This is a genomic window from Paeniglutamicibacter kerguelensis, from assembly GCF_017876535.1.
Lineage (GTDB): Bacteria > Actinomycetota > Actinomycetes > Actinomycetales > Micrococcaceae > Paeniglutamicibacter > Paeniglutamicibacter kerguelensis.
The window spans coordinates 2,448,106-2,473,062 of sequence record NZ_JAGIOF010000001.1 but is presented as its reverse complement, the minus strand read 5'-3'; the positions used below and the strand labels follow the sequence as shown (position 1 = coordinate 2,473,062).

Below are 24,957 nucleotides of genomic sequence, written 5' to 3'. Positions count from 1 at the left end.
TCCGTTCAGGGCTATTCTTGAAGTAGGCGTTGGTTTTGATGGAAACGAGTGTGCCTCATGGTTCAAGAGTCTGGTCCCGGCTGGAAAGTATCAGCTGATACACACCGTGAGATGTTGCTTGCACTGTACATTCGGGACTTGGCAGCGATCGAACCGCTTGGTACCCCGTGCCTTGCACCGCTGTGCCCCAGGGTGAAGCCCGCCGCGGCGCGCGAGCTGGGCGAGGGATCCGCCGGCGAATTGCGCCAGGAATGGCAAAGCTGGTGGGAGCGCATCCTGCGCGGAGGATATTCGCCGCCCGAGTCGAACGACGAACCGGATTTTGCGGAGTTCTCCGATTCCCCGAGCCTGCAGCACCTTCTGCGCGCCCACTACGGAAATGCGTTTATCTGGACGCAGAACCGGTTGGGGGAGTACAAGGATTACTGCAAGAAAAACACGGTCGAACGCTCGGCACTTATGTCGCAGCTTTTCATGGAACTCGAACTCGGCGGCCAGGACGCCGGGGAGCTGCACCTGAAAATGGTGGAGTTGCCGCTGGCTGAACCCCGAGCCTGGTTTGTCGAGCCGGACACCGTGCTGTTGAGCCAGGACCTGATGCTGGATGCCGAGCTTTTCCGCAGTTACCTGCAGCCGATCATCGGGATGATGAAGTAGGGCCTGATGCGCGGTCCCGTGCGTCCACCGGCTACGGCGTCGCCGACTGGATGATGACGTAGCCGTCGGTGGTGGCGGCCGAAACCCATTCGCCCTGGGCGCGGTTCCACACCAGCCCGGCGTAGGAAACCGACTCGGTGTTCATGGCCCCGGCATTTGCGACTGCCCATTGGGCCACGGCCCAGCCCTGCTTGCCCTTCGCCGGGACCTTGAGCCGCGGCCCGTCGGGAACCGCATCGGTGATTCCGGTTGCCTCGCGCAAAGCCGCATTGACGTTGGCGGGAGAGCCTGCCGATTCGGCGGGGCGCAGCGTGCAATTCAGCGCCGAGTCGGCGCTGCCGGACAGCGGTGCGGAGAACGCCTTGGCCAGGTCCTCGTGCTTGGCGTAGGCCATCGGGTAGGCGCTGCGTTGGACTTTCTGCGCGGCGTCGGTCAACGACATCGAGGAGTAGTCAAAGGTTGCCAGCTCCTGGAAAAACCTGCCGGCCGCATAGGCCGGGTCCATGACCTGCTTCTCCGTGCCCCAGCCCATGCTGGGCCGTTGCTGGAAGAGGCCCCGGGAGTCGGGGCCGGCGTTGTCGCCGTAGTCGATGTTGGTGAGCTTGGATTCCTGCATCGACGTGGCGATGCCGATGGTTGCCGCGCGTTCGGAAAGGCCGCGCTTGATGGCCACCGCGGAGATCAATGCGGCGTTCGAAGCCTGCTCGGGGGAGAGTGTGTAGGTGCTGGAACCCACGATGGCCGTGCACTTCTCGCGCACCAGGCCTTGGTTCAGGCCGATGAAATTCATGGCGGCGTAGAGTCCGCCGCCGATCAACCCGCAGGCGATGAGCAGCGCCAGCAGGGAACGCCCCCATCGGCGGGGCCGCACATGGCGGCCTCGCCGATGGGTTTCCCCGGTTTGGGTGCCCATCGAGAGCACCCGGTGGTGGGCATCAGTTGGCATGCAGGATGCTGTTCAATTCCACGTGTTGGCCGGCGCGGGCCATGGCTTCGACGGCGCCGGTGACGGAGTTGCGGCGGAAGAGCAGGTTCGGCACGCCCGAAAGCTCCACGGCCTTGATGGTCTGGCCGTTGAGCAGTACGCGGGTGCCCGCCGTGACGTAGAGGCCGGCCTCCACCACGGAATCGTCCCCGATGGAGATGCCCACGCCCGAGTTTGCCCCGAGCAGGACGCGCTCGCCAATGGTGATGCGTTCCTTGCCGCCGCCGGACAGCGTGCCCATGATGGAGGCGCCGCCGCCGACGTCCGAGCCGTTGCCGACCACCACGGAGGCGGAGATGCGACCCTCGACCATGGAGGTGCCGAGCGTGCCGGCGTTGAAGTTCACGAAGCCCTCGTGCATCACGGTGGTGCCCGGTGCCAGGTGGGCGCCGAGGCGGACGCGGCCGGCATCGGCGACGCGCACGCCGGAGGGAACCACGTAGTCGAGCATGCGCGGGAACTTGTCGACGCCCAGGACGTTCAGCACGCCGCGGCGGCGCAACCTCAGGCGCGTGGCCTCGAAGCCCTCGACGGCGCACGGGCCGAAGTTGGTCCAGACGACGTTGTTCAGCAGGCCGAAGGCGCCATCGAGGTTAACGTCGTTGGGCAGCACCAGTCGGTGGGAGAGCAGGTGCAAGCGCAGCCACACGTCGGCCGTGTCGGCCGGGGCGACGTCGACGTCGATCTCCAGGGACACCACCGACTGGGTGGTGCCGCGCTCGGCGTCGGACTGAGCCGCGGCGGCAAGTTCGCCGGCGACCTTTGCCGCGTCTTCCAGGTTTCCCAGGTGCGGATCCGGGAACCACACATCGAGAACCGAACCGTCCGAGGCGTAGGTGGCCAGGCCGTGGGCCGAGGCAATGCGCAGGGGTCGTGGGGAATCAATATCGGGGCGGGTGTCTACCGGAGTCATGAATCAATCCTAACGTGGCACAAGGTACTAATCTGGGATTGTGCATAGCAACCCAAACCCCGAACTTGAGCCCGCCGCCCCGATCGAACTGGACCTGAGCCAGGACGTCGCGATGCTCACCGCGCAGCTGATGGACATCGAATCGGTCTCCGGCAACGAAAAGGCGCTGGCCGATGCCGTCGAAAACGCCCTCTCGAAGTACGCGCACCTTCAGGTGCACCGCGACGGCGATGCGATCGTTGCGCGCACCACGTGGGGCCGGGCCGAGCGGGTCATCCTGGCCGGGCACCTTGACACGGTGCCGCTGCCGACGGCCCCCGGCGCCCGCGGCACGGTTCCGGTGAGCTGGGAGGGCGAGACCCTCTACGGCCGCGGCGCCACCGACATGAAGGGCGGGGTCGCCGTGCAGCTTGCCCTGGCCGCATCGGTTGTCGATGCCGCGCGCGACGTGACTTTCATCTTCTACGACCACGAAGAGGTCGAGGGTTCCAAGTCGGGGCTGGGCCGGCTCTTCCGCAACTGCCCCGAACTGCTGGGCGGGGACTTTGCGATCCTGCTCGAACCGACCAACGGCACCGTCGAAGGCGGCTGCAACGGCACCACCAGGTACCGGGTGCGCACCCGCGGGGTCGCCGCACACTCGGCCCGCGCCTGGATGGGCGAGAACGCGATCCACGCCGCGGCCCCGATCCTGCAGGTGCTCGCCGACTACGAACCGCGCACCGTGGACGTCGACGGGCTCGCCTACCGCGAGTCGCTGAACGCCGTGCGCATTGCCGGCGGCATCGCCGGAAACGTGATCCCGGACTTCTGCGAGGTGGAGGTCAACTACCGCTTCGCCCCGGACAAGGACGTGGCCCAGGCCGAGGCGCACGTCTTCGAGCTGTTCAACGGCTTCGAAATTGTCCGCACCGACGGGGCCCCGGGTGCCCGCCCGGGCCTGAACCACCCGGCGGCCGCGTCGTTCGTCGCTACGGTGGGGCAGGTGCCGAAGCCCAAGTACGGCTGGACCGACGTCGCGCGCTTCTCAGAGCTCGGCATCCCCGCGGTGAACTTCGGCCCCGGCGATGCCCTGTTGGCGCACTCGGACGACGAGCATGTCACGGCCGATGCGATCCGCGAATGCCTGGCCACGTTGCGCCGCTGGCTCGGCGGGGAGTAGGGCCCTCCGCCCCGGGCGGCCGGAACCCCAAACGGCGATGCCGCCGGACTCCCACCTTGCGGTGCGGAGATCCGGCGGCATCGTTTTTTGTTTTGCTGCCCGGTGTTGCCTTTGTTCCTATACCTTCGGGTCGATCGGAGCCACCGGCGGGGTGATGGGCGCCTCGATGTCGGTCGCCGGGTTGGCGCCCTCCTTGGCGCTCGGCATCCTGCTGCTCAGGCGGCGGGAGACAAACTCCGCCAACTTGCCCAGCGAGAAGTTGATGATGATGAACACCGCCGCGGCAAGCAGCAGCGCCTGCAACATGTTGCCGTTGGCGGCCGCGAAGGTGCGGGAAAAGAACAGGAACTCCGTGAACCCGATGATGTAGCCAAGCGCGGAGTCCTTCAGGATGACGACAAACTGGCCGATCAACGCCGGCAGCATGGCCACCAGCGCCTGCGGGATCTCGATCAGGCGCAGCGACTGGGTGGTGGTCAGGCCGATCGCAATGCCCGCCTCGCGCTGCCCCTTGGGCAGGTTGCGCACGCCCGAACGGACAAGCTCGGCGATCACGGAACCGTTGTAAAGCATCAGGGAGATCACGACGGCCCAGAAGGGGGAGTCGGTTCCGTTGACCATGCCCGTGCGTGCAAGCAGGATGTTGAGGAACACGATCATCAGCAGCACCGGCACAGCCCTGAAGAACTCGACGATGATCGTGGAGAACCAGCGCAGGGCCTTGGCCTGGGCGAGCAGGCCCATGCCGAAGGCCAGGCCGAAGGTCACCGAGAGCACGATGCCCAGGCCGGCGGCCTTGAGCGTGTTCAGCAGGCCCGGAAGCAGGAAGTTGACCCAGGCGTTGGAGGTGAACAGCGACGCCCAGAGCTCCGGATCCATCTGGCCCTTGGCCGCGAGCCCGGCGACCACCACGAACAGCAGGCCCGCGATGAGCAGGATGCCGATGACGTTGATCAGCAGGATGCGCCGTCTGGCCTTGGGGCCGGGTGTGTCAAAGAGGACTGATGCGCTCATCGGGCCACCGCCAGTTTCTTGGAGAGCCAGGTGGTCAGCAATCCGACCGGGATGATGATGACGACAAAGCCCATGGCGAAGGTCGCGAAGATCGGGATGATCATGTCGCCGCGGAACTCGAGCATCGTCTTCATGACCGATGACGCCTCGATGGCCACGGAGCTCACGGCCGCGACCGTCGAGTTCTTGATCAGGGCGATCAGCACGTTGCCCAGCGGGACTACGGACCCGCGGAAGGCCTGCGGCAGGATGACTTCGCGGGCGGCCGGCAGGAAGCTCAGGCCGATGGCACGAGCGGCCTCGGCCTGGCCGACCGGTACCGTGTTGACGCCCGAGCGGATCGCCTCGCAGACGAATGCCGCATGGTAGATCGCCAGTCCCATCACCGCGAGGTTGAAGAAGTTCTGGCTGAAGTCATCGGAGAGCGTGAAGCCCAGCTGGTTGTAGAGGGCCAGCACGCCAAAGAGCAGGATGATCGTCAGCGGGGTGTTGCGGATGATGTTCACGTACGCGGTGCCGAACGCGGCAAAGCTGCGTACCGGGGAGATGCGCATCATCGCCAGGACGGTGCCCAGTGCCAGGGCGCCGATGGCCGCCCAGAAGGTCAGCTGGATGTTGACCCAGAACGCGGCGGCGATGTTGTACTCGGTGAACAAGGAGAGATAGTTGTCCATATTTCTGCCTCGATTTCAGCGGTCGAAGTTGGACCGAATCGGTAGAACGGGGTGTGCCCCGCCGTTGCCGGCGGGGCACACCCCAGTGACCTGACGCGTGGGTTAGGCGCAGGGATCCATCTTGGGCGGGTTCAGCGCCGGGTTCGGTTTGTAGCCGGTGCCGGCGGTGTTGGCGTCGATGGCCTTCTGCCATTCACCGGAGTCAATCATCTTGGTGATCGCCTTGTTGATGTCGGCGCACTTGGTGGATTCCTTGTTCAGGCCCACGCCGTACTTCTCCTCGCTGAAGGGCTTGCCGACGACCTTGAACTTGCCGGCATTGGCCGGCTGCGCGGCCAGACCGGCAAGGATGATGTCATCCGTTGTCACGGCGTCGATGGTGCCGCCGGACATGCCGCCGAGGCATTCGGCGTAGCCCGACTGTTCCTGCAGGTTCACGCTCTGGGCGTAGGTGTCCTTGATCTTCTGGGCGGAGGTCGAACCGGTCACCGAGCAGAGCGTCTTGCCGTTGAGGTCCTCGGGGCCGGTGATCGTCGAATCAACCGGAACCAGCAGGTCCTGGCCGGCCACGAGGTACGGTCCGGCGAACGCGACGGATTCCTTGCGCTTGTCCGTGATGGAGTACGAAGCGAAGATCATGTCGACCTGCTTGTTCTGCAGGGCTGTTTCGCGGTTTGCCGACGGGGTCGAGATGAACTCGATCTTGTCCGCGGGGTAGCCCAGCTCGTTGGCGACGTATTTGGCGACATCGACGTCGAAGCCCTTGTACTCGTTGCCGTCCTTGTAGCCGACACCCGGCTGGTCGAACTTGATGCCTATCTTAATCTTGTCGCTGGCGGCATCTCCGCCGCCTCCGCCACAGGCGCTGAGGGTCAGTGCTGCCGCTGCGGCCATTGCGGCTACTGCTGCGATGCGAGTCTTGCGCATTGGTTCTCCTTGATTTTCTGAACGGGACTGGTTTTCCCGTCCGGTTTACTTCAAAAGGTGCGAATCTTTTTAGTGGGTGATGAGCTTGCCGAGGAAGTCCTTGGCGCGGACACTCTGCGGGTTGGTGAAGAACTGCTCCGGGGCTGCCTGCTCCACGATTTGTCCGTCGGCCATGAAGATGACCCGGTCGGCGGCCTTGCGTGCAAAGCCCATTTCGTGGGTGACAACGATCATCGTCATGCCCTCCTTGGCCAGACCGACCATGGTGTCCAGGACCTCGTTGATCATTTCCGGGTCAAGTGCGGAGGTCGGCTCGTCAAAGAGCATCACCTTCGGGCGCATCGCCAGTGCGCGGGCGATGGCGACGCGCTGCTGCTGGCCGCCTGACAGCTGTGCCGGAAGCTTGTCCTTCTGGTTGGCAACGCCCACGCGCTCGAGCAGGGAGAGGGCCAGCTTGTTGGCCTCGGCCTTCTTCATGTTCTTGACCTTGATCGGTCCAAGGGTCACATTCTCCAAAATGGACTTGTGGGCGAAGAGATTGAATGACTGGAAGACCATGCCGACATCGGCGCGGAGCTTGGCCAGCATCTTTCCCTCTTCGGGCAAGACCTGACCGTCGATTTCGATGCTGCCCGAATCGATGGTTTCCAGGCGGTTGATGGCGCGGCACAAGGTCGACTTGCCGGAGCCGGAGGGCCCCAAGACAACGACAACCTCACCCTTGGAGACTTCGAGGTTGATGTTCTGCAGAACGTGCAGCTGGCCATAGTGCTTGTTGACATCGGTCAGCTTGACGATCGGAGTCGTGGCCGACCCAGCGCCACTCGCGGGGGAATCAGTGCTCATGTGACGACAATAGCCGATGTGAGCTGGATCATGATTCACTCATGCGCGCCTTTGCCAAATCGTTTCCTAAATTGATTGCAAGGCAACCGGAGAATTCGGCGATTGCCGATACAGTGGGTGACATGTCACGCCAGAACTCTCAAGCCAAGAACTTCGCATCATTGCCCGACCCGGCGCGCCGCAAGGGCTCCGTGATATTGCGCCGGGCGCAGGCCGACATCCCGCAGTCGGACCGCTACCTATTGGACTCCCGGGAAAACCAGGACTTCACCCACACCGATCCGTGGCGCGTGCTGCGGATCCAGAGTGAATTCGTCGAGGGGTTCGGGGCGCTTGCAGGCATCGGGCCGGCGATCAGCGTCTTCGGATCGGCGCGCACCAAGCGCGATTCGGCGCGTTATGCGCAGGCGGAAAAGATCGGTTCGCTGATTGCCCAGGCCGGCGTAGCGGTCATCACAGGTGGCGGGCCGGGTGCCATGGAGGCCGCAAACAAGGGTGCCTGCGAGGGCGGCGGCGTTTCCATCGGGCTGGGCATCGAGCTTCCGTTTGAGACGGGCCTGAACGAGTGGGTCGATGTCGGCATCAACTTCCGCTACTTCTTTGCCCGCAAGACCATGTTCGTGAAGTACTCTCAGGGATTCATCGTGTTGCCGGGCGGGTACGGAACGCTCGACGAGCTGTTCGAGGCCGTGACCCTGGTGCAGACCGAGAAGGTCACCGGGTTCCCGATCGTGCTGGTGGGAACCGATTACTGGGGCCCGCTCCTTGAATGGTTGCGAAACACGGTAGCCGAGGAAGGTGCGATCTCCGTTGCCGACCTCGACCTGATCAAGTTGACCGACGATGTCAACGAAGCGGTGCGCATCGTTATTGAATCCGCCCACGCCAATGGGTTTACCGCGGCCGACTGACGGCGTCCGGCGGGCATTGTGGGCTTCACGAGGAGTGGGTATTGGTTTACGTTTTATTAGTCTTGGCGATCTTGCTGCTGGGCGCGGCAGTCTTGATGGGCGTCGGAACCCGGCGCGCCCGCATGTATGGAGGCGGGCTGCGATACGAGTCGATGCGGGCTCCGATCCAGGGGCTTGTGGAGCCCGTGGCGTCGCTTCCCCCGGTGTTGCTTCCCGTCGAGCCCAAGCCCGCCGACATCGAGGCGGTGGGTTTCTCCCTGGCTCTGAGGGGGTACCGGTGCGACCAGGTCGACGAGGTCTTGGATGTGCTCTCGGCCGAGATTGACCGGTTGCATCAGGTCATCGCGCAACACGGTAAAGAGCGTGTGATTAGCAACACGGGCGATTATTCGGAATAATAGAAGTTAGCAAGTTGAAAGCGATTCACGCATTGGCTGAATTCGCCAAGTAACTCACGACCGGGCGAAGGGTCTTAACCCCTTCGCCTCATAAGAAAGGGACAGCGCTAATGGCTGCGATGAAACCACGTACCGGGGATGGTCCGATGGAGGTCACCAAGGAAGGCCGTAGCCTGATCATGCGCGTACCGATCGACGGTGGCGGGCGACTGGTTGTTGAACTCAATGCCGACGAGGCCGCTGCCTTGCGTGACTGCCTGGTGGGCGTCACCGAGTAATCTTCGGTTCGGAAATTGTGTACATGGGGGTCGATCCGCACGGATCGGCTCCCATTTGCATGGGTGCCGATCCGCCCCCCGGTGCACTGCATCGCGGCGCACCGGGACCGGGCTACATGGTTCGCGCCGCGACCAACAGCCCCAAGCCTGAGGGGATCAGCGTGGTGGTGAATCGCTCGTCGCTCCGCAGCAACCGGATGGCATTGCGGGTGGCGACGGTGCTGGGCTGGCGGATTGCCGGCTTGGCCACGCGGTGGTGGTCGAAGGCGTCGTGCATCAGGATCATCCCGCCGACCTTGACCAGGCGGATCGCCTGGGTGGCGTACTCGGACATGTGGGCCTTGTCGGCATCGATGAACACCATGTCGTAAGCGGCGTCGGTCAGGCGTGGCAGCACGGCCTCCGCCCGGCCGGCGATGGCGCGGAAGCGGGAAGAATCGAACCCCGACTCGTGGAAGGCCTCGCGCGCCGCGGCCAAGTGGTCGACATCGATGTCGATGGTGGTCAGTGCGGTGTGTGCGCCAAGGCCGCGGAGCAGGCTGGTTCCTGAGACGCCCACGCCCGAACCGATCTCCACCACGTTGCGCGCCTTGGAGGTGGCTGCCAGCACCGTCAAGAGGTTGGCCGTGGCGGGGCTCACCGACTCGACCCCGAGTTCGCGTCCGCGTTCGCGGGCCCGCTCGATGACCGGATCTTCCGTGGCTTGGGCCTCGGCGTACGACCAGCTGCTATAGACATCCAGGTTCATGAGTGTTGTGGGGTCCTTTTCAAGAAGCGTGGGTTGGCGGGCGTCGTCCCGGATCGTGCGGGCACGGCGGCTTCAAGAGCCCGGCCGTTGCCTGCCGCCGCGCGAGGTGCCGATATGTCCCCATCCTATCCCCGTGTGTCCACTTCAACCGCTGAATTGGAATCGTAGGAGTGGCACAGGTTGCATACAGGGTTCGTTCAGGAGCCTAAGCCAGAATTGAAACCGTGAACGCAACGAATCCGACCTTGGCCAGCAACCCCAGCTCCACCGACGAGCTCGGTGCGTTTGAGGTTCCCACATGGGATGAGATCGTGAGGGATCATTCCCCCCGGGTTTACCGCCTCGCATACCGGTTGACCGGCAACCGGCAGGATGCAGAGGACCTGGCGCAGGAAACATTCGTGAGGGTCTTCCGCTCCCTGCATACATTCACCCCGGGAACCATCGGCGGGTGGCTGCACCGCATCACCACCAACCTGTTCCTGGACCAGGCGCGCCGCAAGTCCCGCATCCGCTTTGACGGACTGGGCGAGGAAGCCGAGGCGAAGCTGCCCGGAACGGCTCCCGGCCCGGAGCGCAGCTTCGAATACAACAACCTGGATGTCGACGTGCAAGCAGCGCTCGACGGACTGTCCCCGGAATTCCGTGCAGCCATCGTCCTGTGCGACCTGGAGGGGCTCTCCTACGAGGAAGTGTCCGATGCGCTGGACGTCAAGCTTGGCACGGTCCGATCGCGCATTCACCGCGGACGGGCGATGCTTCGCGAAAAGCTTGCCCACCGAAATCCCGCTGTCCGACCATCGGCAACCGTGGGGTTGCCCAAGATCCGGCGGCCGATCCCGGGAGTCCGCTAAGGCATGCATTCACAACAAGAGTGGATCCGTGCGTATCTCGCCGGTGAGCTGGACGCGAAGAAGCGCCGCAGCATCGAAAGACATGTGCATCGATGCCTGAGGTGCTGGGAAGCGCTCCAGTCTGCCATGCCGAGGACTCTCCCGCAGTGGAACAGCCAGGCCGGGATCCCACGGCCGCCTCTCACCGCGCAAACCCTGCTGAGCAGTTCCGGCACGGTAGGGGACTCCAATGCACACCACCGCAACTCACATTTCCGCCCATGGATTCCGGTCGTTGCGCTTCTGGGCATCTTGGCGATGGTCGGAGCCTTGATGGGCCTCTCCTGGTCGCTGGGGGCCCCCGGAGTCGCGTCCGCGGCGCAACACGATCCCACCGGTTCCTGGAACGCAACGGCCACGCACCTTGGAGAAGGCGAACTCGATGAATTGCGCGAGGCGGGCTGGACCTGCCCCGTTGTCGACTCGGGAGGTTTCCACCTGGCGTCTGCCACCGGAACCCGGTCCGGCGGAAACGCCGCGGTCCACCTGGTGATGAAAAACGGCAAACATGAACTCGGTGTGACCGAGGTGCGGAAACTGGCGGGAGGTCCGCTGGCGACGGGCATCCTGGCTGCCCCGGAGCATGCGGCGGCCAATGCGGCGTCCGCCGCAGCCACCGAGGGCCCCCTGACGGAGCTGGGGCGAAGGCTCGGTGCCAAGGCGGCGGCAGCTGTCAGTTTCGGCAAGGGCAAAGCCACGCTGAGCATGGACGATGTCGATTACACGATCACGTCGAACCTCGCGAAGAAGGATGTTGAAGGGCTGCTGCAACGCCTGGTCGTCGGCGAACACACGCAATCCGTCGGGCTTGATGCCAGTCCCGAGGAGCTGGGAGAACGCCTGATGCGCGGGCTGTCCAGACTCATGGTTTTGGACTTCGACTAGGCAGTGGCCAAATGATGCAACGAAAGCAGGTAGTCTACTAGGGTGTTTCTGGGAATCAATGGTAGTGAGTTGCTGGTGTTGGCCATACTGGCCGTTGTCATTTTGGGACCCGAAAAACTCCCGGAATACGCGGCCCAGCTAGCGCGACTTGTCAAGGAGTTGCGCCGCATGGCCACCGGCGCGAAGGAGCAGCTGCGCGAAGAGGTCGGCGACGACATCGTCGACATGGACTGGAAAAAGCTTGATCCCCGGCAGTACGACCCGCGGCGGATCATCAAGGAAGCGCTGCTTGACGACTTCGAGGACGCGGCCAGCGCTGTCAAGGAACCTGCTGCCATCCACCAGCGTGCCGTCGCGACGGTGCAGGTGAAGCGCCTGGCGCCGAACGAGCCGGCGCCGTTCGACCTGGAAGCTACGTAGCTGACCGCTACCGGCGCGGCAGCACGGGACGCGATGTGGCAAAAGCGTGATGTGGCAGAAGCGTGATGTGGCAAAAGGTGGAGGCCGCAATTCCCGAACGGGGGTTGCGGCCTCCACCTTTTTTGGCTTCCGGGGCGGGGCCCGCCGGGGGAGACCTGGTTTAGCCGGGGGAGACCGAGAGTTTCATGCCGGCCAGCCCCCGCGGGCGGTGCGAGAGGGAACGGGCGATCGCGGTGATCTGCGCCGCCGCGGGTGAGCCGGGGTGCGAGAGCACCAGCGGCAGCCCCGCATCGCCCCCTGCGCGCAGCAGCGGGTCCAGCGGGACCTGCCCCAGCAGCGGGACCTCCGCGCCGAGGGTTGCCGTGAGGCGTTCGCTGAGCTGCCTGCCGCCGCCGGAGCCGAAGAGCTCCATGGTGGAGCCGTCGGGCAGCTGCAGCCAGCTCATGTTTTCAATGACGCCGACGACCTTCTGGCCCGTCTGGACGGCGATGGCGCCGGCGCGCTCGGCGACCTGGGCGGCCGCCGCCTGCGGGGTCGTGAGGACCACCAGCTCGGAGCCGGGAAGCAGCTGGGAGACGGAGATGGCGATGTCACCGGTTCCCGGGGGCAAATCCAGCAGCAGCACGTCGAGGTCCCCGAAGTGCACGTCGGTGAGGAACTGTTCAAGGGCGCGGTGCAGCATCGGTCCGCGCCAGATCACCGGCTTGTTGTCGTCGACAAACATGCCGATGGAAATGACCTTCACCCCGTGGGCGACCGGAGGCAGGATCATATCGTCCACGCGGGTGGGCTTGGCACCGGGGATGCCGAGCAGTCCGGGGATGGAGAAGCCGTGCACGTCGGCATCGATGAGGCCCACGCGTAGCCCGTCGGCGGCCATGGCGCAGGCCAGGTTGGCGGTCAGCGAGGACTTGCCGACCCCGCCCTTGCCGCTGGCGATGCCGATGACCCGGGTCAGTGAGGAGGGGTCGCCGAAGGGCACGGCGCGGCCCTTGAGCGACTCGCGGAGCGCCGCACGCTGCTCGGGGCCCATCACCCCGAGCTCCAGCTCCACGGAGCCGACCTCCGGCAGGGTCGCCAGTGCGGCCGTGGCGTCGTTTTCGATGGTGGAGCGCAGCGGGCAGCCGGCGATGGTGAGGAGGATCTTGACCCGCGCCGTGCCGTTTTCGAGGACCGCGGACTCGACCATGCCCAGTTCGGTGATGGGGCGGCGCAGCTCGGGGTCTTGGACCGCGGAGAGTGCTTCAAGGAGCCGTGGCTCGATGCTCATGAGGGCTGGTTCTTCTCTGTTTGTTTGCCTTGTTGCTTGTCTTGCCTGTCCGCCCGCTTGGGGGCCTTGGCAACCTGGGGGATGAGCCCGGTGTTCGTGGAGGTGCGGTCGCGGCGCTTGGGGTTCTTGGCGCGCAGCTTCAGCTCCTCGCCGTCGGCGGTCTCCAACAGTTCCTCGAGCACCGATCGCAGTTCGGAGCGCACGTAGTCGCGGGTGGCGACGTCGCGCAGGGCGATGCGCAGCGCGGCGAGTTCGCGGGTGAGGTATTCGGTGTCGGCGAGGTTGCGTTCGGCCCGGCCGCGGTCGTCGGACAGGGAGACCTTGTCCCGGTCATCCTGCCGGTTCTGGGCCAGCAGCAGCAGCGGGGCCGCATAGGAGGCCTGCAGCGAGAGCATGAGGGTCAGCGCGGTGAAGCCCAGGGCGGCGGAGTCGAAGCGCCACGCCACCGGCGCCCAGGTGTTCCAGATGAGCCAGAACACGCAGAAAATGCTCATGTAGAGCAGGAACTGCGGGGTTCCCATGAAGCGCGCGAACTTCTCGGTGCTGGAACCGAAGGCGTCCGGGTCGGGGGAGAAACGCGGGAAGAAGCGGTCTCGGGCGCTCATCGGGGTGTCCAGCCCGCTGCCTGAGTGGCGTTTCTCAGCCATGGGTGTCTCCGTTCTTCGCCGGTGGGTTCTTGGCGGTGTGGTCGTCGTGGGTGCGCCAGTCCTCGGGCAGCAGGTGGTCCAGCACGTCATCGACGGTGACCGCGCCGACCAGGCGGCCGGCGTCGTTGACGACGCCGAGCGAGGTGAGGTTGTAGGTGGCAAGCGTGCGGGCGACCTCCGGCACGTCGGCCATGTCGGAGATCGGCGCCAGGTGGGTGTCCAGGATGTTGCCCAGCGACTCCGGCGGCGGGGTGCGCAGCAGCGCCTGGATGTGCACGGCGCCCAGGTAACGCCCCGTGGGGGTCTCCAGCGGCGGGCGGGTCACGTACACCGTGGAGGCCAGCGCGGGGCTCAGCTCCTCGCGGCGCACCGAGGCCAGCGCCTCGGCGACGGTTGCCTCGGGGGAGAGGATCACCGGCACCGGGGTCATCATGGACCCGGCGGTGCCCTCGGCGTACTCGAGCAGGCGGCGCACGTCGCGGGCTTCCTCGGGCTCCATGAGTTCGAGCAGTGCGTGCTTGGTGTCCTCGCTGAGCTCGGAGAGCAGGTCGGCGGCGTCGTCGGGGTCCATTTCCTCAAGCACGTCGGCCGCGCGTTCCATGCCCAGGGCGGAGAGGATCTGCACCTGTTCGTCGTCGGGCATTTCCTGCAGGACGTCCGCCAGGCGGTCATCCTGCAGCTCGGAGGCAACCTCGACGCGGCGCTTGTCGTTCATTTCGTGCAGCGCGTCGGCGAAGTCGGCGGGCTTCATTTCGTCGTGCGCGGCAACGTAGGTGGTGGCGGCCTGCGGTTCGTGCAGGGCGGTGTGGATGATGGCGTTCCAGGGCACCAACAGGCGTTCCCCGCGCGAGCGGCGCAGGCCAAGGATTCCGCTGGCGTGTTCGCCGCGGCGCACGAAGTAGTCGGAGATGATCCAGTCCCCGCCGCGTTCCTGGCTGAGCCCGATGTCCTCCACGACGGCGTGGCCGCTGCCGTCGGCGAACAGGACGCGGCGGTCGAAAAGCTCGGCGGCGACGAGGATCTCGGCGCCGCGCTGCTGGAAGCGGCGCATGTTCACCAGGCCGGAGCAGATGATCTGGCCCGACTCCATCGCAGTGATGCGGGTCATCGGGACGAACACGCGGCGCTTGCCGGGGACCTCGACGACCACGCCGACGCACTGGGCGGGTTTGGTGAGCGAGCGCGAAATGACAACGACGTCGCGCAGCCTGCCCAAGCGGTCGCCCAGCGGGTCGAACACGTCCAGGCCCAACAACCGTGCAATGAAGACCTTCGAAGAATTGCTGCTCACGCTCTCTAGGCTACTGCCTAGCGAAGCGGGGAGCACATACGGCGTCACCCGCACGGACACCGGGCGGCGGCTTCCGTGCGGCGTGCCACGGGGCGTGCCACGGGCGCGTGCCGCTGCCCGGCGCGACATTTGTCTTTCACCTTGAGCGATCAAGCGGGCGGCCGGGGGCCGAGAGCGTGCACAATGGAAGCATGTCATCCCCACTTGGTGCTTCCCAGACCCACTCGAACTCGCTCGGTTTGCCGCGCGGTGAACTCCTGGGGCGTTACGACTCCTACCTCGACGCGCAGAAAATCGTCGACTACCTGGCCGACAACGACTTCCCGGTCAGCAACATCACGATCGTCGGCAACGACCTCAAGAGCGTCGAGCGCGTCACGGCGAAGCTCAGTTACCCGAAGGTCGCGGCCGCCGGTGCGGCGCAGGGCGCCATGTTCGGCGTGTTTGTGGGGTTGATCCTGTCGATCTTCAACCCGACCAGCGATGCGTGGGCGCAGATCCTGTCCTCGGTGGGCCTGGGCATCGCGATCTGGCTGATCGTGGCCGTGGTGGGCTATTCCTTCCGCCGGGGCAAGCGCGACTTCGCCTCCCAGTCCCAGGTGCTGGCCACCAGCTACGACGTGGTCGTCGACTTCTCGCACGCCCACGCCGCCCGCGCGCTTGCGGCCAAGCTTCCGATGAGCCGCGGGGCCGCCGACGCCGGGGTCGGCATCCATGCGGTCCCCGTGCAGCCGCCGGCGCCAGCCCAGCCGCAGGCACCCGTGGTCCCGGGCACCGGGCAGGCCCCGGCCGCCCCGGCCCCGTCGGGCTCCTATTCCGATCTTCCCGACGGCCGCCCGCAGTTCGGCATCCGCGTCCAGCCGGGAGTTCTAGCCGCTCCGGCGGCCGCACAGGCTCCCGTGGCCGATGCCCCCGCAGCCGCCCAGGCGCCCGCCGCTCCTGAGTCGCCAGCTCCCGAGGCCACCGCCCCCGAGTCGCCAGCCCCGGAGGCAACCGCGGCCGATGCCGTGGCACCCGCGGCGGAGCCGGCAGTGGCCGAAAGCGCCGATGAAGAAGCGCCGGCCCAGGGCACCGAAAAAGAAACCGGCAGTGAAACCAACAGCGAAGCCGGCCCGCGCCACTAGGTTCGGCGCTCAACGGCAAACGGCCCGGGTCTTTCCCGCTCTCGAATGAGAAGCAGGGAAAGGCCCGGGCCGTTTTTTGTGCCATGCCCGCCGGTGCCGCAGCCCCTTGCGGGGGCTGCGGCGGGGGAGACTAGCTGTTGCGGATCTCCGCCATCCAGGCCTCGACGGCCTCCGGGGTGCGCGGCAACGCGGCCGAGAGGTTCACGCAGCCGTCGGCCGTGATGAGCACGTCGTCCTCGATGCGCACGCCGATGCCGCGGTATTCCTCCGGCACGGCAAGGTCCTCGTTCTTGAAGTACAGGCCCGGCTCGATGGTGAAGACCATGCCCTCCTCCAGCACGCCGTCCAGGTAGAGCTCGGCCTTGGCCTGCGCGCAGTCGTGCACGTCGAGGCCCAGGTGGTGGCTGGTGCCGTGCGGCATCCAGCGGCGGTGCTGCTGTCCCTCGGGGGAGAGCGCCTCCTCGAGCGACACGGGCAGCAGGCCCCACGCGTCGAGGTTCTCGGCGAGCACCTTGATGGCAGCGCCGTGCAGGTCGCGGAACTTGGTGCCGGGCTTGGCGACGGCGAACGCGGCGTCGGCCGCGTCGAGCACCGCCTGGTAGATCTTGCGCTGCACGTCGGTGTAGGTGCCGTTGACCGGCAGAGTGCGGGTCACGTCGGCGGTGTAGAGGGACTCGGCCTCGACGCCGGCATCGAGAAGCAGCAGCTCGCCGTCGTTGACGGTGCCGTTGTTGTTGATCCAGTGCAGGACCGTCGCGTTGTTGCCGGAGGCGGCGATGGTGTCGTAGCCCAGGTCGTTGCCCTCCTCGCGGGCGCGGGCGAAGAAGGCGCCCTCGACGACGCGTTCGCCGCGCGGGTGGGTGAGCGCGCGGTCCAGGGAGCGGACCACGTCGTGGAAGCCGTTGATGGTCGCCGCGACGGACTTCTTCATTTCGTCGATTTCCCAGGCGTCCTTCACCAGGCGGATCTCGGACAGGGCCTCGGTCAGTTCGCCGTCCAGCGAGTCGGAGACCTCGAGGTCCACGCCGGTGTTGATGCGGGAGGTGTCGACCAGCGCGTCGCAGTTCATGTCGACGTCGCGCAGCAGGCGGACGCGCATGCCGCCGAGCTCGACGACGCCGGCGTTCTTGGTGATCGCAACCTCAAGTTGCGTCAGGTCGGCGGTGGGCAGGCCGAGGCGTGCCTGCAGCAGGCCCAGGGTGGGGCGGGGGCCGATCCAGAATTCGCCGGTGCGGGCGTTGGAGTAGAACTCCTCGGTGTCGCGGCCGGCCATGGGGGAGAAGTAGAGCGTGGCGTTGTGGTTGGAACCGTTGTCGCCCGCTCCTTCGTCGGTCGGTTCCATGACGAGCACCGCGTCGGGTTCGTGGTCGAGGCCCAGGCCGGTCAGGTGGGCGAAGCCCGAGTGTGGGCGGAAGCGGTAGTCGGTGTCGTTCGAGCGGACCTTCAGCGGTCCGGCCGGGATGACAAGGCGCTCGCCGGGGAACCGTGCGGAAACGGCCGCGCGGCGGGCCGCCGCGTACGGGGCAACCCCGTCGGCGCCGGGAAGCTCGGAGGTGTCGGGCGCCCAGGAGGAGGCCATGAAGGTCTTGAATGCCTCGGAGGACGGGCGCTGCGAACGGTTGTTCACGCGCTCCTCGAGGGGCTGGTCGCTGCCGGTGGTGGTGGTTGCATCAGTGCTCATGGTCCAATCGTCTCAAAGCGCGACGACATGTGCCAAGGCGCTCAGCGCAGAGCGGAGCCGGGTGTGGGAAAGAACTCCCGCCGCCCTGTGCCCGGCACGGCAAACCCCCGGTGGGCCGAGGCGCAAACCCGGCGCGTAGGTGCGCCCCTTTCGTCGGCGGAGGAACCGCCGGGCCCAAACAGCGCCGAAGCGCGGGCAAGGACTAGGCTGAGTGTTATGCGGATCGATCTTCACACACACTCACACATTTCCGACGGGACCGAGTCTCCCGCCGACCTGGTCACCGCGGCGGCTGCCGCGGGGCTCGATGTGGTGGCGTTGACCGACCACGACCAGACCGCCGGCTGGGCGGATGCCTCCGCAAGGGCGCTGGAGCTGGGCATCGGGCTGGTCCCGGGCATGGAAATCTCCTGCAAGACCGACCGCGGCATCAGTGTGCACCTACTCAGCTACCTGCACGACCCGGCGCACCTCGGGCTGCTCGAGGAGATCGAGAAGGCCCGCGATGCGCGCATCACCCGCGCCCGCCGCATGGTCGAGCTGCTCGCCGAGGACTACCCCGTGGACTGGGAGCTGGTCTCCAAGCATTCAGTGCCGGGAGCCACGATCGGCCGCCCGCACATTGCCGATGCGCTTGTCACTGCCGGGGTGGTGCGCACCCGCACGGAGGCGTTCGCCCAGGTGCTCACCGCGCGCTCCCGTTACTACGTGGGCCACTACGCAATGGACCCGGTGACCGCGGTGCGGCTGGTGCGCGAGGCGGGCGGCGTGCCGGTCTTCGCCCACCCCGTCGCCTCCGCGCGCGGGCGCATCGTGGGGGAGGAAACCTACAAGGAGATGATCGAGGCGGGATTGCTGGGCCTGGAGATCGAGCACCGGGACAATCCCGAGGAGGGCCGCAAGTACTTGCGGGCGCTCGCCGAACGGCACAACCTGATTGTCACCGGTTCCTCGGACTACCACGGCACGGGCAAGACAAACCTGCTGGGGGAGAACACCACGGCCCCGGAGATGCTGCGGCGCATCCTGGCCGCCGGAACCGGCAGCAGGGCCGTCGGGATTCCCGACCTTTCCTAGGTTCCGGCGCCGAATCCTGTCCTCGGCACTCGCGGAAGGCTTCACTTCCAAAACAAGACTGCCCCCAACCACGTCCCGCAGGTGCGGTACATGGTTGGGGGCAGTCTTTTGTCAGGCGGCGCCGGGATTCAGGGGGCGACTAGACCTGCGGGGCTTCAAGCAGGCTGGCACCGGGGATGCGCGCGCTCATCACCGCGATGGACTGCGGGTTCTCATCCACGCAGACAAATCGCCGGCCGGCCGCCGCGGCCACGGCCCCGGTGGTGCCGGAGCCCGCGAAGAAGTCCAGCACCCAGTCGCCCGGGCGTGAACTTGCGTTGATGATGCGGCGCAGGATGCCCTCGGGCTTCTGCGTGGGGTACCCCGTCTTTTCCTTGCCGGTGGGGGAGACGATGGTGTGCCACCAGACATCGGTGGGCAGCTTGCCACGCTCACGCTTTTCCGCAGTGACAAGCCCGGGGGCCATGTACGGCTCGCGGTCGACCTCCGCCGAGTCGAAGTGGTAGGCCTTCGGGTTCTTCACGTAGACAAGGATGTTGTCGTGCTTGGCCGGCCAGCGGCTCTTGGCGCGTGCACCGTAGTCGTACGCCCAGATGATCTCGTTGAGGAACGACTCGCGGCCGAAGATCGCATCGAGCATGACCTTGGCGTAGTGCACCTCGCGGTAGTCAAGGTGCACGTACAGCGTGCCGTCGTCCGCCAGCAGCCGCCAGGCCTCGCGCAAGCGCGGTTCCAGGAAGGACCAGTAGTCGTCGAACGCGTCGTCGTAGCTGTGCAGGTCCCCGCGCAGCGTGGAATAGCTGCGGCCCTGGAAGCCGATGCGGTCGCCCTCGCCCTCGGCCGCGCGCACGGCCTTGAGCACCTGGCGCTTTTGCGTGCGCCCGGTGTTGAACGGGGGATCGACGTAGATCAGCGTGAAGGATCCGTCGGGCAGCGTCGGCAGGAACGTCGCGTTCTCCGCGTGGACGATCAGGTTGGGGCCCTCCGGGTCCCAGGCCTGCACCGGTGGGGGACCGGCGGGCCCGCCGGCAACCTGTTCGGTTGCCTGGACGGGCCCGTCGGGGGTGTTAAGACGGCTCACCGATTTACTCGGAGTCGGTCTTGTTCACTACTTCGCCGTTGCGGCGACGGGTGCGGCTGCGGTTCGGCCGCGTGCGTGCCGGGCGTTCGGTGCGCTCGGCACCTTCGCCGGCGGGAGCCTCGGCCTCGTGGCCGGCTGCCTTGGTTTCGCGGTGGCGTTCGTCCTCGCGTGCCGGGCGGTCCGCACGGCCGTGCGAGTGGCCGTGGCGGCCGCCGCGATCCGATCCACGCTCGCCGCCGCGTTCCCCGCCGCGCTCGCCACGACGCGGTGCGCCGCCGCGGGGGCTGTTCTTCTTACCGGTTTCGCCCAGGTCCTCGAGCTTTTCACCGGCAAGGCCCTCGAGCTTGCGGGCGCTGCGTGGCAGGCGGCCCTTGGTGCCGGCGGGAATGTGCAGGTCCGCGAACAGGTGCGGGGAGGAGGAATAGGTTTCGACCGGCTCGGTGACGTCAAGGCCCAGCGCCTTGTTGATCAGGCCCCAGCGCGGAACGTCTTCCCAGTCGACGAAGGTCACCGCGGTGCCCTTGTTGCCGGCGCGGCCGGTGCGGCCCACTCGGTGGAGGTAGGTCTTCTCGTCCTCCGGGCACTGCAGGTTGATCACGTGGGTGACGTCGTCCACGTCGATGCCGCGGGCCGCGACGTCGGTGGCGACCAGCACGTCGACCTTGCCGTTGCGGAAGGCGCGAAGCGCCTGCTCGCGGGCGCCCTGGCCCAGGTCGCCGTGGATGGCGCCCGCGGCAAAGCCGCGATCGACCAGTTCGTCGGTCAGCTTGGCGGCCGAGCGCTTGGTCTTGGTGAAGATGATGCAGCGTCCGCGGCCCTCGGCCTGCAGGATGCGGGCGACGACCTCGTCCTTGTCCAGCTGGTGGGCGCGGTAGATGACCTGGCGGATGTCCTTCTTGGTGATGGAATCATCGTCGTTGTCGGCGGCGCGGATGTGCGTCGGCTTGGTCATGTAGCGGCGGGCCATCGCGATGACGGCGCCGGGCATGGTGGCGGAGAAGAGCATGGTTTGGCGCACGGCCGGGGTGGCCGCCAGCAGGGTCTCGACGTCCGGCAGGAAGCCGAGGTCAAGCATTTCGTCGGCCTCGTCGAGGATGACGATGCGCACGTTCTTCAGGCTCAGGTGCTTCTGCTTGTAGAGGTCGATCAGGCGTCCGGGGGTGCCGACGACGATCTCGACGCCGGAATTGAGCTGCTCGATCTGCGGCTCGTAGGCGCGGCCGCCGTAGATGGTGGCGATGCGCGCGTTGCGGAACTTGGAGGCCTTGTCCATGTCGGCGGCGACCTGCACGGCCAGTTCGCGGGTCGGGGCGACGATCAGTGCCTGCGGGGCGCCGGGGACCGGGAGCTTGTCATAGCCCTCGTCGTCCGGGCCGATGACGCGCTGCAGCGCCGGGATGCCGAAGCCGAAGGTCTTGCCGGTGCCGGTCTTGGCCTGGCCGATGATGTCGTGGCCGCCCAGGGCGACCGGAAGGGTCATGGCCTGGATCGGGAACGGGTGGGTGATGCCGGCTGCTGCGAGCGATTCGACGATGTCGGAGCGGACCCCGTAGTCGGCGAAGGACTGCTCGGGCAGTTCGTGGGGCTTTTCGTCGGTGGACAGCGATTCTTCGATGTCCACGGCTTCAGACGCCGAGTCGGCGGTGAGCAGGTGTTCAGTGTTCAAGACAGGGTTCTCATTCGTTTAGGCACCGTGCTTGGGGTGCTCGACGACCCCGAGAAGTCGAGAAAAGACCAGGGGGTCGGAGTCCACCACATGGCGGTGATTCCAGCGGAGCCGATCGCAGGCTATGCATCGCAACCGGGCTGTTGTGGCTGCGTGGGCGCAGGAGTCGCTGGGTAATCCCGCTAAAAAACTTGTTCAAGATACGCGACCGGGCATCCTTGTATACCCTCCAAGCATATCCCGCACCCGTTCCGATCCCTGCATTTCGCGGCCCGACGCACCCGGGACGGCGCAACGGCGCCGCCCGGGCACGGTCGGCCAACGGCCGGCCAACGGCGGGCGACGGCCGGGTGCCCCTTAGGGCCCGACGATCCTGAAGAGCACGGTTCGGGTCGTCAAATCCGCTGTGACAAGTTCAACCTCGACGTGGCGCCCGGCAGGCGCCGCCCCCTCGAAGGGGGCGGTCACGGCGGGGGAGATCAATTGCAGGGTGCCACGCGACTTGTGCCCGTTGGCCCCGTTCGTGCCGTTTGTGCCGTTCGAATGCGTGGAGCCGGGTGCCGCGGGTCCCGGGGCACCCGGCACGGTGCCGGTCAGCGTGACGGCGGAGAATCTTTCGCCCACACGGTGGGCAAGTGAGGCCGCTTCCACGGTGTCGATCGCGGCGCGTTCAACCTTGTTCACCAACTGGTTGGAGGAGCCCATCAGCTTCGGAAGCAATGGCAGGACCTCGCGGACGGCAGCGGGAACGTCCTGCCCGCGTATCGCATACGAACACACCAGCAGGGAGAACCTGTCGACCAACCTGCGCAGCGGCGCGGTGGTGTGCGCATAGGGCGCGCCGATGGCCGCCTGTTCCAGGCCGGAGGGAACCGCCCCGTCAAGCACCGTGTAGGTGGCGCCGCGGAACAGGCTTGCCGCGTGGTGCATCAGCGCCAGCTGACCGGCGTCGTCGAGGTCCAACGAGCGCAGGAACTCCCCGTAGGGCTGGTCCGTGCCCCAGCTGGCACCCAGCGTCGTGGCCTGCAGCCGGAACACCTCAAGGTCCTTGGGCAGCGGGGCGGGCATGGTGCGCAGGATGCCGACCTTCGCGTCGATCATCAGCCGGGCGGCTTCCATCCCCGTCATCAGGGAGATCTGGGCGTTCCAGTCCTCGACGGGCAGCGGCGCGCTGGCCCGCAGGACGTAGGTCCCGTTGATGCATTCCACCTCCTGGGCCGGGATGCGCAGGCTGGCGCCCCCGCGCTCGCGTTCCAGCTCGATGCGCTTGAGTCCGACCTCGCGCAGCAACCCCAGCAGCTCGGACGCCGTCCCGGCGTCGAGCTCCTCTTGCACGCCGACGTAGTTGAGCTTTGCGCGGCTGCGCACGATGGCGCGTTCCAGGGCGGTGTCGGTGACGACCCCGCGCGCATCAAGGGTGAAGGACCACAGGTAGGCGCTGCGGTCCTTCTCCGGCAGCAGCGAACCGGCATCCTCCGCTATCGATTCCGGGTGGAGCGAGAGCCTCCGGTGCGGAAGGTAGACGGTTTGCCCGCGCAGCCTGGTCTCGCCGTCCAGCCGGCCGCCGAGGCTGACAAAGCCCGGCACATCGGCAATCGCATAGTGCACCAGGTAGCCGTCGGCGGCGCGGGACAGGTGCACGGCCTGGTCCAGGTCCGTGGACTCCGCGGGGTCGATCGTCACAAACTCGATGTCCCGCCTGTCGGTGGGCGGGAACTCGAAGTCGCGGATGGCCCGGGCCGCTTCCTCGAGCACCTCCGACGGGAAAACGGTGCGCAGCTCGAACTCGGTCTCCAGTGCAACCAGAGCCTGGGCCAGGTCTGTGGTTTGTGCGTCAGGCGTTAGCCCGAGGATGTTGTGGATCACAACGACAGCATAACCACAGCACCGCCGCCGGAGCTTCAACTGTTGCGTGTTTGGCACCCCGAGTAGGCTGAACGCATGAGAAACCCTTCCGCAACCCCCGCCCGGCGGGACGCCGCCCAAGACGAAATGGCGCTGCTGGGCCTGATCGCCTACCAGGAGCTGACGGCCTTCGAACACCTTTCCTCCGACGCCAGGTTCTCGCCGACCCTCGTGGACAGGGAAACACTGGCCAGGCTGGCGGTCACCGAGTTCGGGCACTACGAGCTCATCAGGGAGATCATCGCCTCGCGCGGAATGGACGCCCAGGAGGTCATGGAACCGTTCATGTCATCGCTCGATGAAATGCACGAGCGCACCAAGCCGGGGGACTGGTACGAGTCGCTGACCAAGGCGTACGTGATCGATGGCGTTGCCGCCGACTTCTACTCCTACATCGCCTCGGAGCTCACCGAGGAGTCCCGCTCGATGGTGCAGAGCGTGAAGACTTCCGACGCCAACACCGAATGGCTGAAAGACCGGCTGCAGCTGGCCATCTCCGACCGCCCGGACCGGGCCTCGCGACTGGCCCTGTGGGGGCGCCGCCTGCTGGGCGAAGCGCTGACCCAGGCCCGCGAGATCGGAGAGCAGTACGACTACTGGGGTTCCCTGGAGGAGCGCGGCGACCGCGGGCAGACCATGACGGCGCTCTTTGCCCGGCTCGTCGAAAACCACTCCCGCCGCATGAGCAAACTGGGCATGACGGCCTAGGCGCCGGCACCCGGCACCCGAACCAATCCCAAGAGCCAAAGGAACGACGATGGATTCACCTAAACACGTCCTGGATGGATACGAGATCGCCCGCGCGCTGAAGTCGCTTCCGTCGTGGCGCCGGCGCGGGGGCGCGCTGGTGTGCGCCTGGTCGTTCGCAACCTCCCGTGAGGCCGTGGATTTCCTGGCGATCGTTGCGGAGGCCGCCGAGCACCTGGGCCACCACCCGGATGTCGACTGGCGATGGAACACCATCTTCCTCACCAGCACCTCGCACGACGTCGGCGGGGAGATCACGCCGCGCGACATCGAGCTGGCGACGCTGCTGGAATTCGCCGCCGCGGATTCCGGCGCCATTGCCGTTCCGCACCGGCACCAGGACATGACCCTGGCCATCGACGCACAGGACCCCGGGAAACTTGAGGGATTCTGGTCCGCGACGCTTGGCTACCGCAAGGGCCGCGACGGCGACCTCGTGGATCCGGAACGCCGCAACCCGCCGCTCTGGTTCCAGGAGACCCAAACGCCAAACGCCAACAGGTTCCACATCGATAAGCTTGTCGCTCGTTCGGAATTCGATGCCGCACGGGAGAAGATGCTCCCGGCGGCAGGCGAGGGCGATGCCATCCACGCGCCGCGCTGGGTGATCTACACGGACCCCGACGGGAACCGCATGTGCCTGTGTGCCGAACCCGAGGTCCCCGGCGAGACCTTCGACGCATAGCCGGGCCCGGAACCAGTCCCCAGACCGGCTCAAACGAACGGCGCCGGGTCCGCACTCCAACTGGAGTGCGGA

General features: G+C 66.4%; 26 protein-coding genes. 12 read left to right on the top strand and 14 right to left on the bottom strand.

The genetic code is table 11. The features are described from left to right. Window positions 1-111 precede the first annotated feature (111 nt). Window positions 112-657: a hypothetical protein gene (locus JOF47_RS11190; protein ID WP_209997881.1), complete on the top strand. Its 546-nt coding sequence runs from the start codon at window positions 112-114 to the stop codon at window positions 655-657. A 31-nt stretch (window positions 658-688) separates the two neighbouring features. Here the strand turns inward: JOF47_RS11190 and JOF47_RS11185 are convergent, their stop codons facing one another. Both JOF47_RS11185 and dapD read right to left on the bottom strand, forming a co-directional pair. After that, window positions 689-1,528 carry a hypothetical protein gene (locus JOF47_RS11185; RefSeq protein WP_417629207.1) on the bottom strand — a complete coding sequence of 280 codons (840 nt, stop codon included), beginning with the start codon at window positions 1,526-1,528 and terminating at the stop codon, window positions 689-691. A 64-nt stretch (window positions 1,529-1,592) separates the two neighbouring features. Continuing rightward, window positions 1,593-2,555: a 2,3,4,5-tetrahydropyridine-2,6-dicarboxylate N-succinyltransferase gene (dapD, locus tag JOF47_RS11180; RefSeq protein ID WP_209997876.1), complete on the bottom strand. Its 963-nt coding sequence runs from the start codon at window positions 2,553-2,555 to the stop codon at window positions 1,593-1,595. 40 nt (window positions 2,556-2,595) lie between these two features. Here dapD and dapE point away from each other — a divergent pair, with 40 nt between their 5' ends. Beyond that, window positions 2,596-3,717 (top strand): succinyl-diaminopimelate desuccinylase, encoded by a 1,122-nt coding sequence (gene dapE, locus JOF47_RS11175; protein WP_377737718.1) that lies wholly within the window; start codon window positions 2,596-2,598, stop codon window positions 3,715-3,717. Window positions 3,718-3,834: 117 nt separating this feature from the next. Here dapE and JOF47_RS11170 read toward each other — a convergent pair whose 3' ends face one another. The 4 genes from JOF47_RS11170 to JOF47_RS11155 all read right to left on the bottom strand — a co-directional run bounded on the left by JOF47_RS11170 (window position 3,835) and on the right by JOF47_RS11155 (window position 7,130). After that, window positions 3,835-4,731, bottom strand: coding sequence for an amino acid ABC transporter permease (locus JOF47_RS11170; RefSeq protein ID WP_209997874.1), 897 nt, complete (start codon window positions 4,729-4,731; stop codon window positions 3,835-3,837). After that, entirely contained in the window at window positions 4,728-5,405 is a 678-nt protein-coding gene (locus JOF47_RS11165; RefSeq protein ID WP_209997872.1) for an amino acid ABC transporter permease, read from the bottom strand. Before JOF47_RS11165 ends, JOF47_RS11170 begins: the two co-directional genes overlap by 4 nt. A 102-nt stretch (window positions 5,406-5,507) precedes the next feature. Beyond that, on the bottom strand, window positions 5,508-6,332 hold the full coding sequence (locus JOF47_RS11160) for a glutamate ABC transporter substrate-binding protein (RefSeq protein ID WP_209997870.1): 825 nt from the start codon (window positions 6,330-6,332) through the stop codon (window positions 5,508-5,510). Between the two features lie 69 nt (window positions 6,333-6,401). Further along, window positions 6,402-7,130, bottom strand: coding sequence for an amino acid ABC transporter ATP-binding protein (locus JOF47_RS11155; protein ID WP_210001584.1), 729 nt, complete (start codon window positions 7,128-7,130; stop codon window positions 6,402-6,404). 170 nt (window positions 7,131-7,300) lie between these two features. Between JOF47_RS11155 and JOF47_RS11150 the strand changes: the two genes are divergently transcribed. The 3 genes from JOF47_RS11150 (at window position 7,301) to JOF47_RS11140 (ending at window position 8,765) form a co-directional block, all read left to right on the top strand. After that, window positions 7,301-8,089, top strand: coding sequence for an LOG family protein (locus JOF47_RS11150; RefSeq protein WP_209997867.1), 789 nt, complete (start codon window positions 7,301-7,303; stop codon window positions 8,087-8,089). A 41-nt stretch (window positions 8,090-8,130) separates the two neighbouring features. Then, window positions 8,131-8,487, top strand: a complete 357-nt coding sequence (locus JOF47_RS11145; RefSeq protein WP_245356345.1) for a DivIVA domain-containing protein — start codon at window positions 8,131-8,133, stop codon at window positions 8,485-8,487. 110 nt (window positions 8,488-8,597) lie between these two features. Next, complete coding sequence (locus tag JOF47_RS11140) at window positions 8,598-8,765, top strand: DUF3117 domain-containing protein (RefSeq protein ID WP_209997865.1); 168 nt, start codon at window positions 8,598-8,600, stop codon at window positions 8,763-8,765. A 112-nt stretch (window positions 8,766-8,877) separates the two neighbouring features. Here the strand turns inward: JOF47_RS11140 and JOF47_RS11135 are convergent, their stop codons facing one another. Then, window positions 8,878-9,513, bottom strand: coding sequence for an O-methyltransferase (locus JOF47_RS11135; protein WP_209997863.1), 636 nt, complete (start codon window positions 9,511-9,513; stop codon window positions 8,878-8,880). Between the two features lie 245 nt (window positions 9,514-9,758). Here JOF47_RS11135 and sigE point away from each other — a divergent pair, with 245 nt between their 5' ends. From sigE to JOF47_RS11120, 3 genes are all read left to right on the top strand, one after another. Then, window positions 9,759-10,367, top strand: coding sequence for an RNA polymerase sigma factor SigE (gene sigE / locus JOF47_RS11130; RefSeq protein ID WP_245356768.1), 609 nt, complete (start codon window positions 9,759-9,761; stop codon window positions 10,365-10,367). Between the two features lie 297 nt (window positions 10,368-10,664). Next, the gene (locus JOF47_RS11125; RefSeq protein WP_209997850.1) at window positions 10,665-11,291 is read left to right on the top strand and encodes a hypothetical protein; all 627 of its coding nucleotides are present in this window, start codon (window positions 10,665-10,667) and stop codon (window positions 11,289-11,291) included. A 42-nt stretch (window positions 11,292-11,333) separates the two neighbouring features. Then, window positions 11,334-11,711, top strand: coding sequence for a sec-independent translocase (locus JOF47_RS11120; RefSeq protein ID WP_209997848.1), 378 nt, complete (start codon window positions 11,334-11,336; stop codon window positions 11,709-11,711). Between the two features lie 160 nt (window positions 11,712-11,871). On the opposite strand, the gene JOF47_RS11115 is transcribed toward JOF47_RS11120, so the two are convergent. Genes JOF47_RS11115 through JOF47_RS11105 form a run of 3 tightly spaced genes read right to left on the bottom strand, consistent with a single transcriptional unit; the run spans window position 11,872 to window position 14,919 of the window. After that, window positions 11,872-12,981, bottom strand: coding sequence for an Mrp/NBP35 family ATP-binding protein (locus tag JOF47_RS11115; protein WP_209997845.1), 1,110 nt, complete (start codon window positions 12,979-12,981; stop codon window positions 11,872-11,874). Further along, complete coding sequence (locus JOF47_RS11110; RefSeq protein WP_209997838.1) at window positions 12,978-13,628, bottom strand: DUF1003 domain-containing protein; 651 nt, start codon at window positions 13,626-13,628, stop codon at window positions 12,978-12,980. Before JOF47_RS11110 ends, JOF47_RS11115 begins: the two co-directional genes overlap by 4 nt. Further along, window positions 13,621-14,919, bottom strand: coding sequence for a magnesium transporter MgtE N-terminal domain-containing protein (locus tag JOF47_RS11105; protein ID WP_209997836.1), 1,299 nt, complete (start codon window positions 14,917-14,919; stop codon window positions 13,621-13,623). The genes JOF47_RS11110 and JOF47_RS11105 overlap by 8 nt, the downstream gene beginning before the upstream one ends. A gap of 191 nt (window positions 14,920-15,110) precedes the next feature. Between JOF47_RS11105 and JOF47_RS11100 the strand changes: the two genes are divergently transcribed. Further along, a complete protein-coding gene (locus JOF47_RS11100; RefSeq protein WP_209997834.1) occupies window positions 15,111-16,043 on the top strand; it encodes a YflT domain-containing protein in 933 nt (310 codons plus the stop codon). 130 nt (window positions 16,044-16,173) lie between these two features. Here JOF47_RS11100 and JOF47_RS11095 read toward each other — a convergent pair whose 3' ends face one another. Continuing rightward, window positions 16,174-17,724 carry an aminopeptidase P family protein gene (locus tag JOF47_RS11095; protein WP_209997827.1) on the bottom strand — a complete coding sequence of 517 codons (1,551 nt, stop codon included), beginning with the start codon at window positions 17,722-17,724 and terminating at the stop codon, window positions 16,174-16,176. Between the two features lie 216 nt (window positions 17,725-17,940). Here JOF47_RS11095 and JOF47_RS11090 point away from each other — a divergent pair, with 216 nt between their 5' ends. After that, complete coding sequence (locus tag JOF47_RS11090) at window positions 17,941-18,801, top strand: PHP domain-containing protein (protein ID WP_209997825.1); 861 nt, start codon at window positions 17,941-17,943, stop codon at window positions 18,799-18,801. 139 nt (window positions 18,802-18,940) lie between these two features. Here JOF47_RS11090 and JOF47_RS11085 read toward each other — a convergent pair whose 3' ends face one another. The 3 genes from JOF47_RS11085 to JOF47_RS11075 form a co-directional block, all read right to left on the bottom strand. Further along, window positions 18,941-19,804, bottom strand: coding sequence for a DNA-methyltransferase (locus JOF47_RS11085; protein WP_210001580.1), 864 nt, complete (start codon window positions 19,802-19,804; stop codon window positions 18,941-18,943). Between the two features lie 82 nt (window positions 19,805-19,886). After that, window positions 19,887-21,533, bottom strand: a complete 1,647-nt coding sequence (locus JOF47_RS11080; protein WP_377738796.1) for a DEAD/DEAH box helicase — start codon at window positions 21,531-21,533, stop codon at window positions 19,887-19,889. A gap of 372 nt (window positions 21,534-21,905) precedes the next feature. After that, window positions 21,906-23,414 carry an RNB domain-containing ribonuclease gene (locus JOF47_RS11075; protein WP_209997815.1) on the bottom strand — a complete coding sequence of 503 codons (1,509 nt, stop codon included), beginning with the start codon at window positions 23,412-23,414 and terminating at the stop codon, window positions 21,906-21,908. A gap of 75 nt (window positions 23,415-23,489) precedes the next feature. Here JOF47_RS11075 and JOF47_RS11070 point away from each other — a divergent pair, with 75 nt between their 5' ends. Both JOF47_RS11070 and JOF47_RS11065 read left to right on the top strand, forming a co-directional pair. After that, window positions 23,490-24,161, top strand: a complete 672-nt coding sequence (locus tag JOF47_RS11070) for a ferritin-like fold-containing protein (protein WP_209997813.1) — start codon at window positions 23,490-23,492, stop codon at window positions 24,159-24,161. 49 nt (window positions 24,162-24,210) lie between these two features. Next, complete coding sequence (locus JOF47_RS11065) at window positions 24,211-24,885, top strand: 4a-hydroxytetrahydrobiopterin dehydratase (protein ID WP_209997811.1); 675 nt, start codon at window positions 24,211-24,213, stop codon at window positions 24,883-24,885. The last annotated feature ends 72 nt before the right edge of the window (window positions 24,886-24,957 follow it).

Bases quoted from the DNA above. Each gene is read 5' to 3' on its own strand.
- JOF47_RS11070 (WP_209997813.1), top strand. From the start codon at position 23,490: ATGAGAAACCCTTCCGCAACCCCCGCCCGGCGGGACGCCGCCCAAGAC.
- JOF47_RS11065 (WP_209997811.1), top strand. From the start codon at position 24,211: ATGGATTCACCTAAACACGTCCTGGATGGATACGAGATCGCCCGCGCG.
- JOF47_RS11090 (WP_209997825.1), top strand. From the start codon at position 17,941: ATGCGGATCGATCTTCACACACACTCACACATTTCCGACGGGACCGAG.
- dapD (WP_209997876.1), bottom strand. From the start codon at position 2,555: ATGACTCCGGTAGACACCCGCCCCGATATTGATTCCCCACGACCCCTG.
- JOF47_RS11160 (WP_209997870.1), bottom strand. From the start codon at position 6,332: ATGCGCAAGACTCGCATCGCAGCAGTAGCCGCAATGGCCGCAGCGGCA.
- JOF47_RS11165 (WP_209997872.1), bottom strand. From the start codon at position 5,405: ATGGACAACTATCTCTCCTTGTTCACCGAGTACAACATCGCCGCCGCG.
- JOF47_RS11190 (WP_209997881.1), top strand. From the start codon at position 112: ATGTTGCTTGCACTGTACATTCGGGACTTGGCAGCGATCGAACCGCTT.
- JOF47_RS11110 (WP_209997838.1), bottom strand. From the start codon at position 13,628: ATGGCTGAGAAACGCCACTCAGGCAGCGGGCTGGACACCCCGATGAGC.
- JOF47_RS11140 (WP_209997865.1), top strand. From the start codon at position 8,598: ATGGCTGCGATGAAACCACGTACCGGGGATGGTCCGATGGAGGTCACC.
- JOF47_RS11100 (WP_209997834.1), top strand. From the start codon at position 15,111: ATGTCATCCCCACTTGGTGCTTCCCAGACCCACTCGAACTCGCTCGGT.
- JOF47_RS11115 (WP_209997845.1), bottom strand. From the start codon at position 12,981: ATGAGCATCGAGCCACGGCTCCTTGAAGCACTCTCCGCGGTCCAAGAC.
- JOF47_RS11135 (WP_209997863.1), bottom strand. From the start codon at position 9,513: ATGAACCTGGATGTCTATAGCAGCTGGTCGTACGCCGAGGCCCAAGCC.
- JOF47_RS11125 (WP_209997850.1), top strand. From the start codon at position 10,665: ATGGTCGGAGCCTTGATGGGCCTCTCCTGGTCGCTGGGGGCCCCCGGA.
- JOF47_RS11150 (WP_209997867.1), top strand. From the start codon at position 7,301: ATGTCACGCCAGAACTCTCAAGCCAAGAACTTCGCATCATTGCCCGAC.
- JOF47_RS11170 (WP_209997874.1), bottom strand. From the start codon at position 4,731: ATGAGCGCATCAGTCCTCTTTGACACACCCGGCCCCAAGGCCAGACGG.
- JOF47_RS11095 (WP_209997827.1), bottom strand. From the start codon at position 17,724: ATGAGCACTGATGCAACCACCACCACCGGCAGCGACCAGCCCCTCGAG.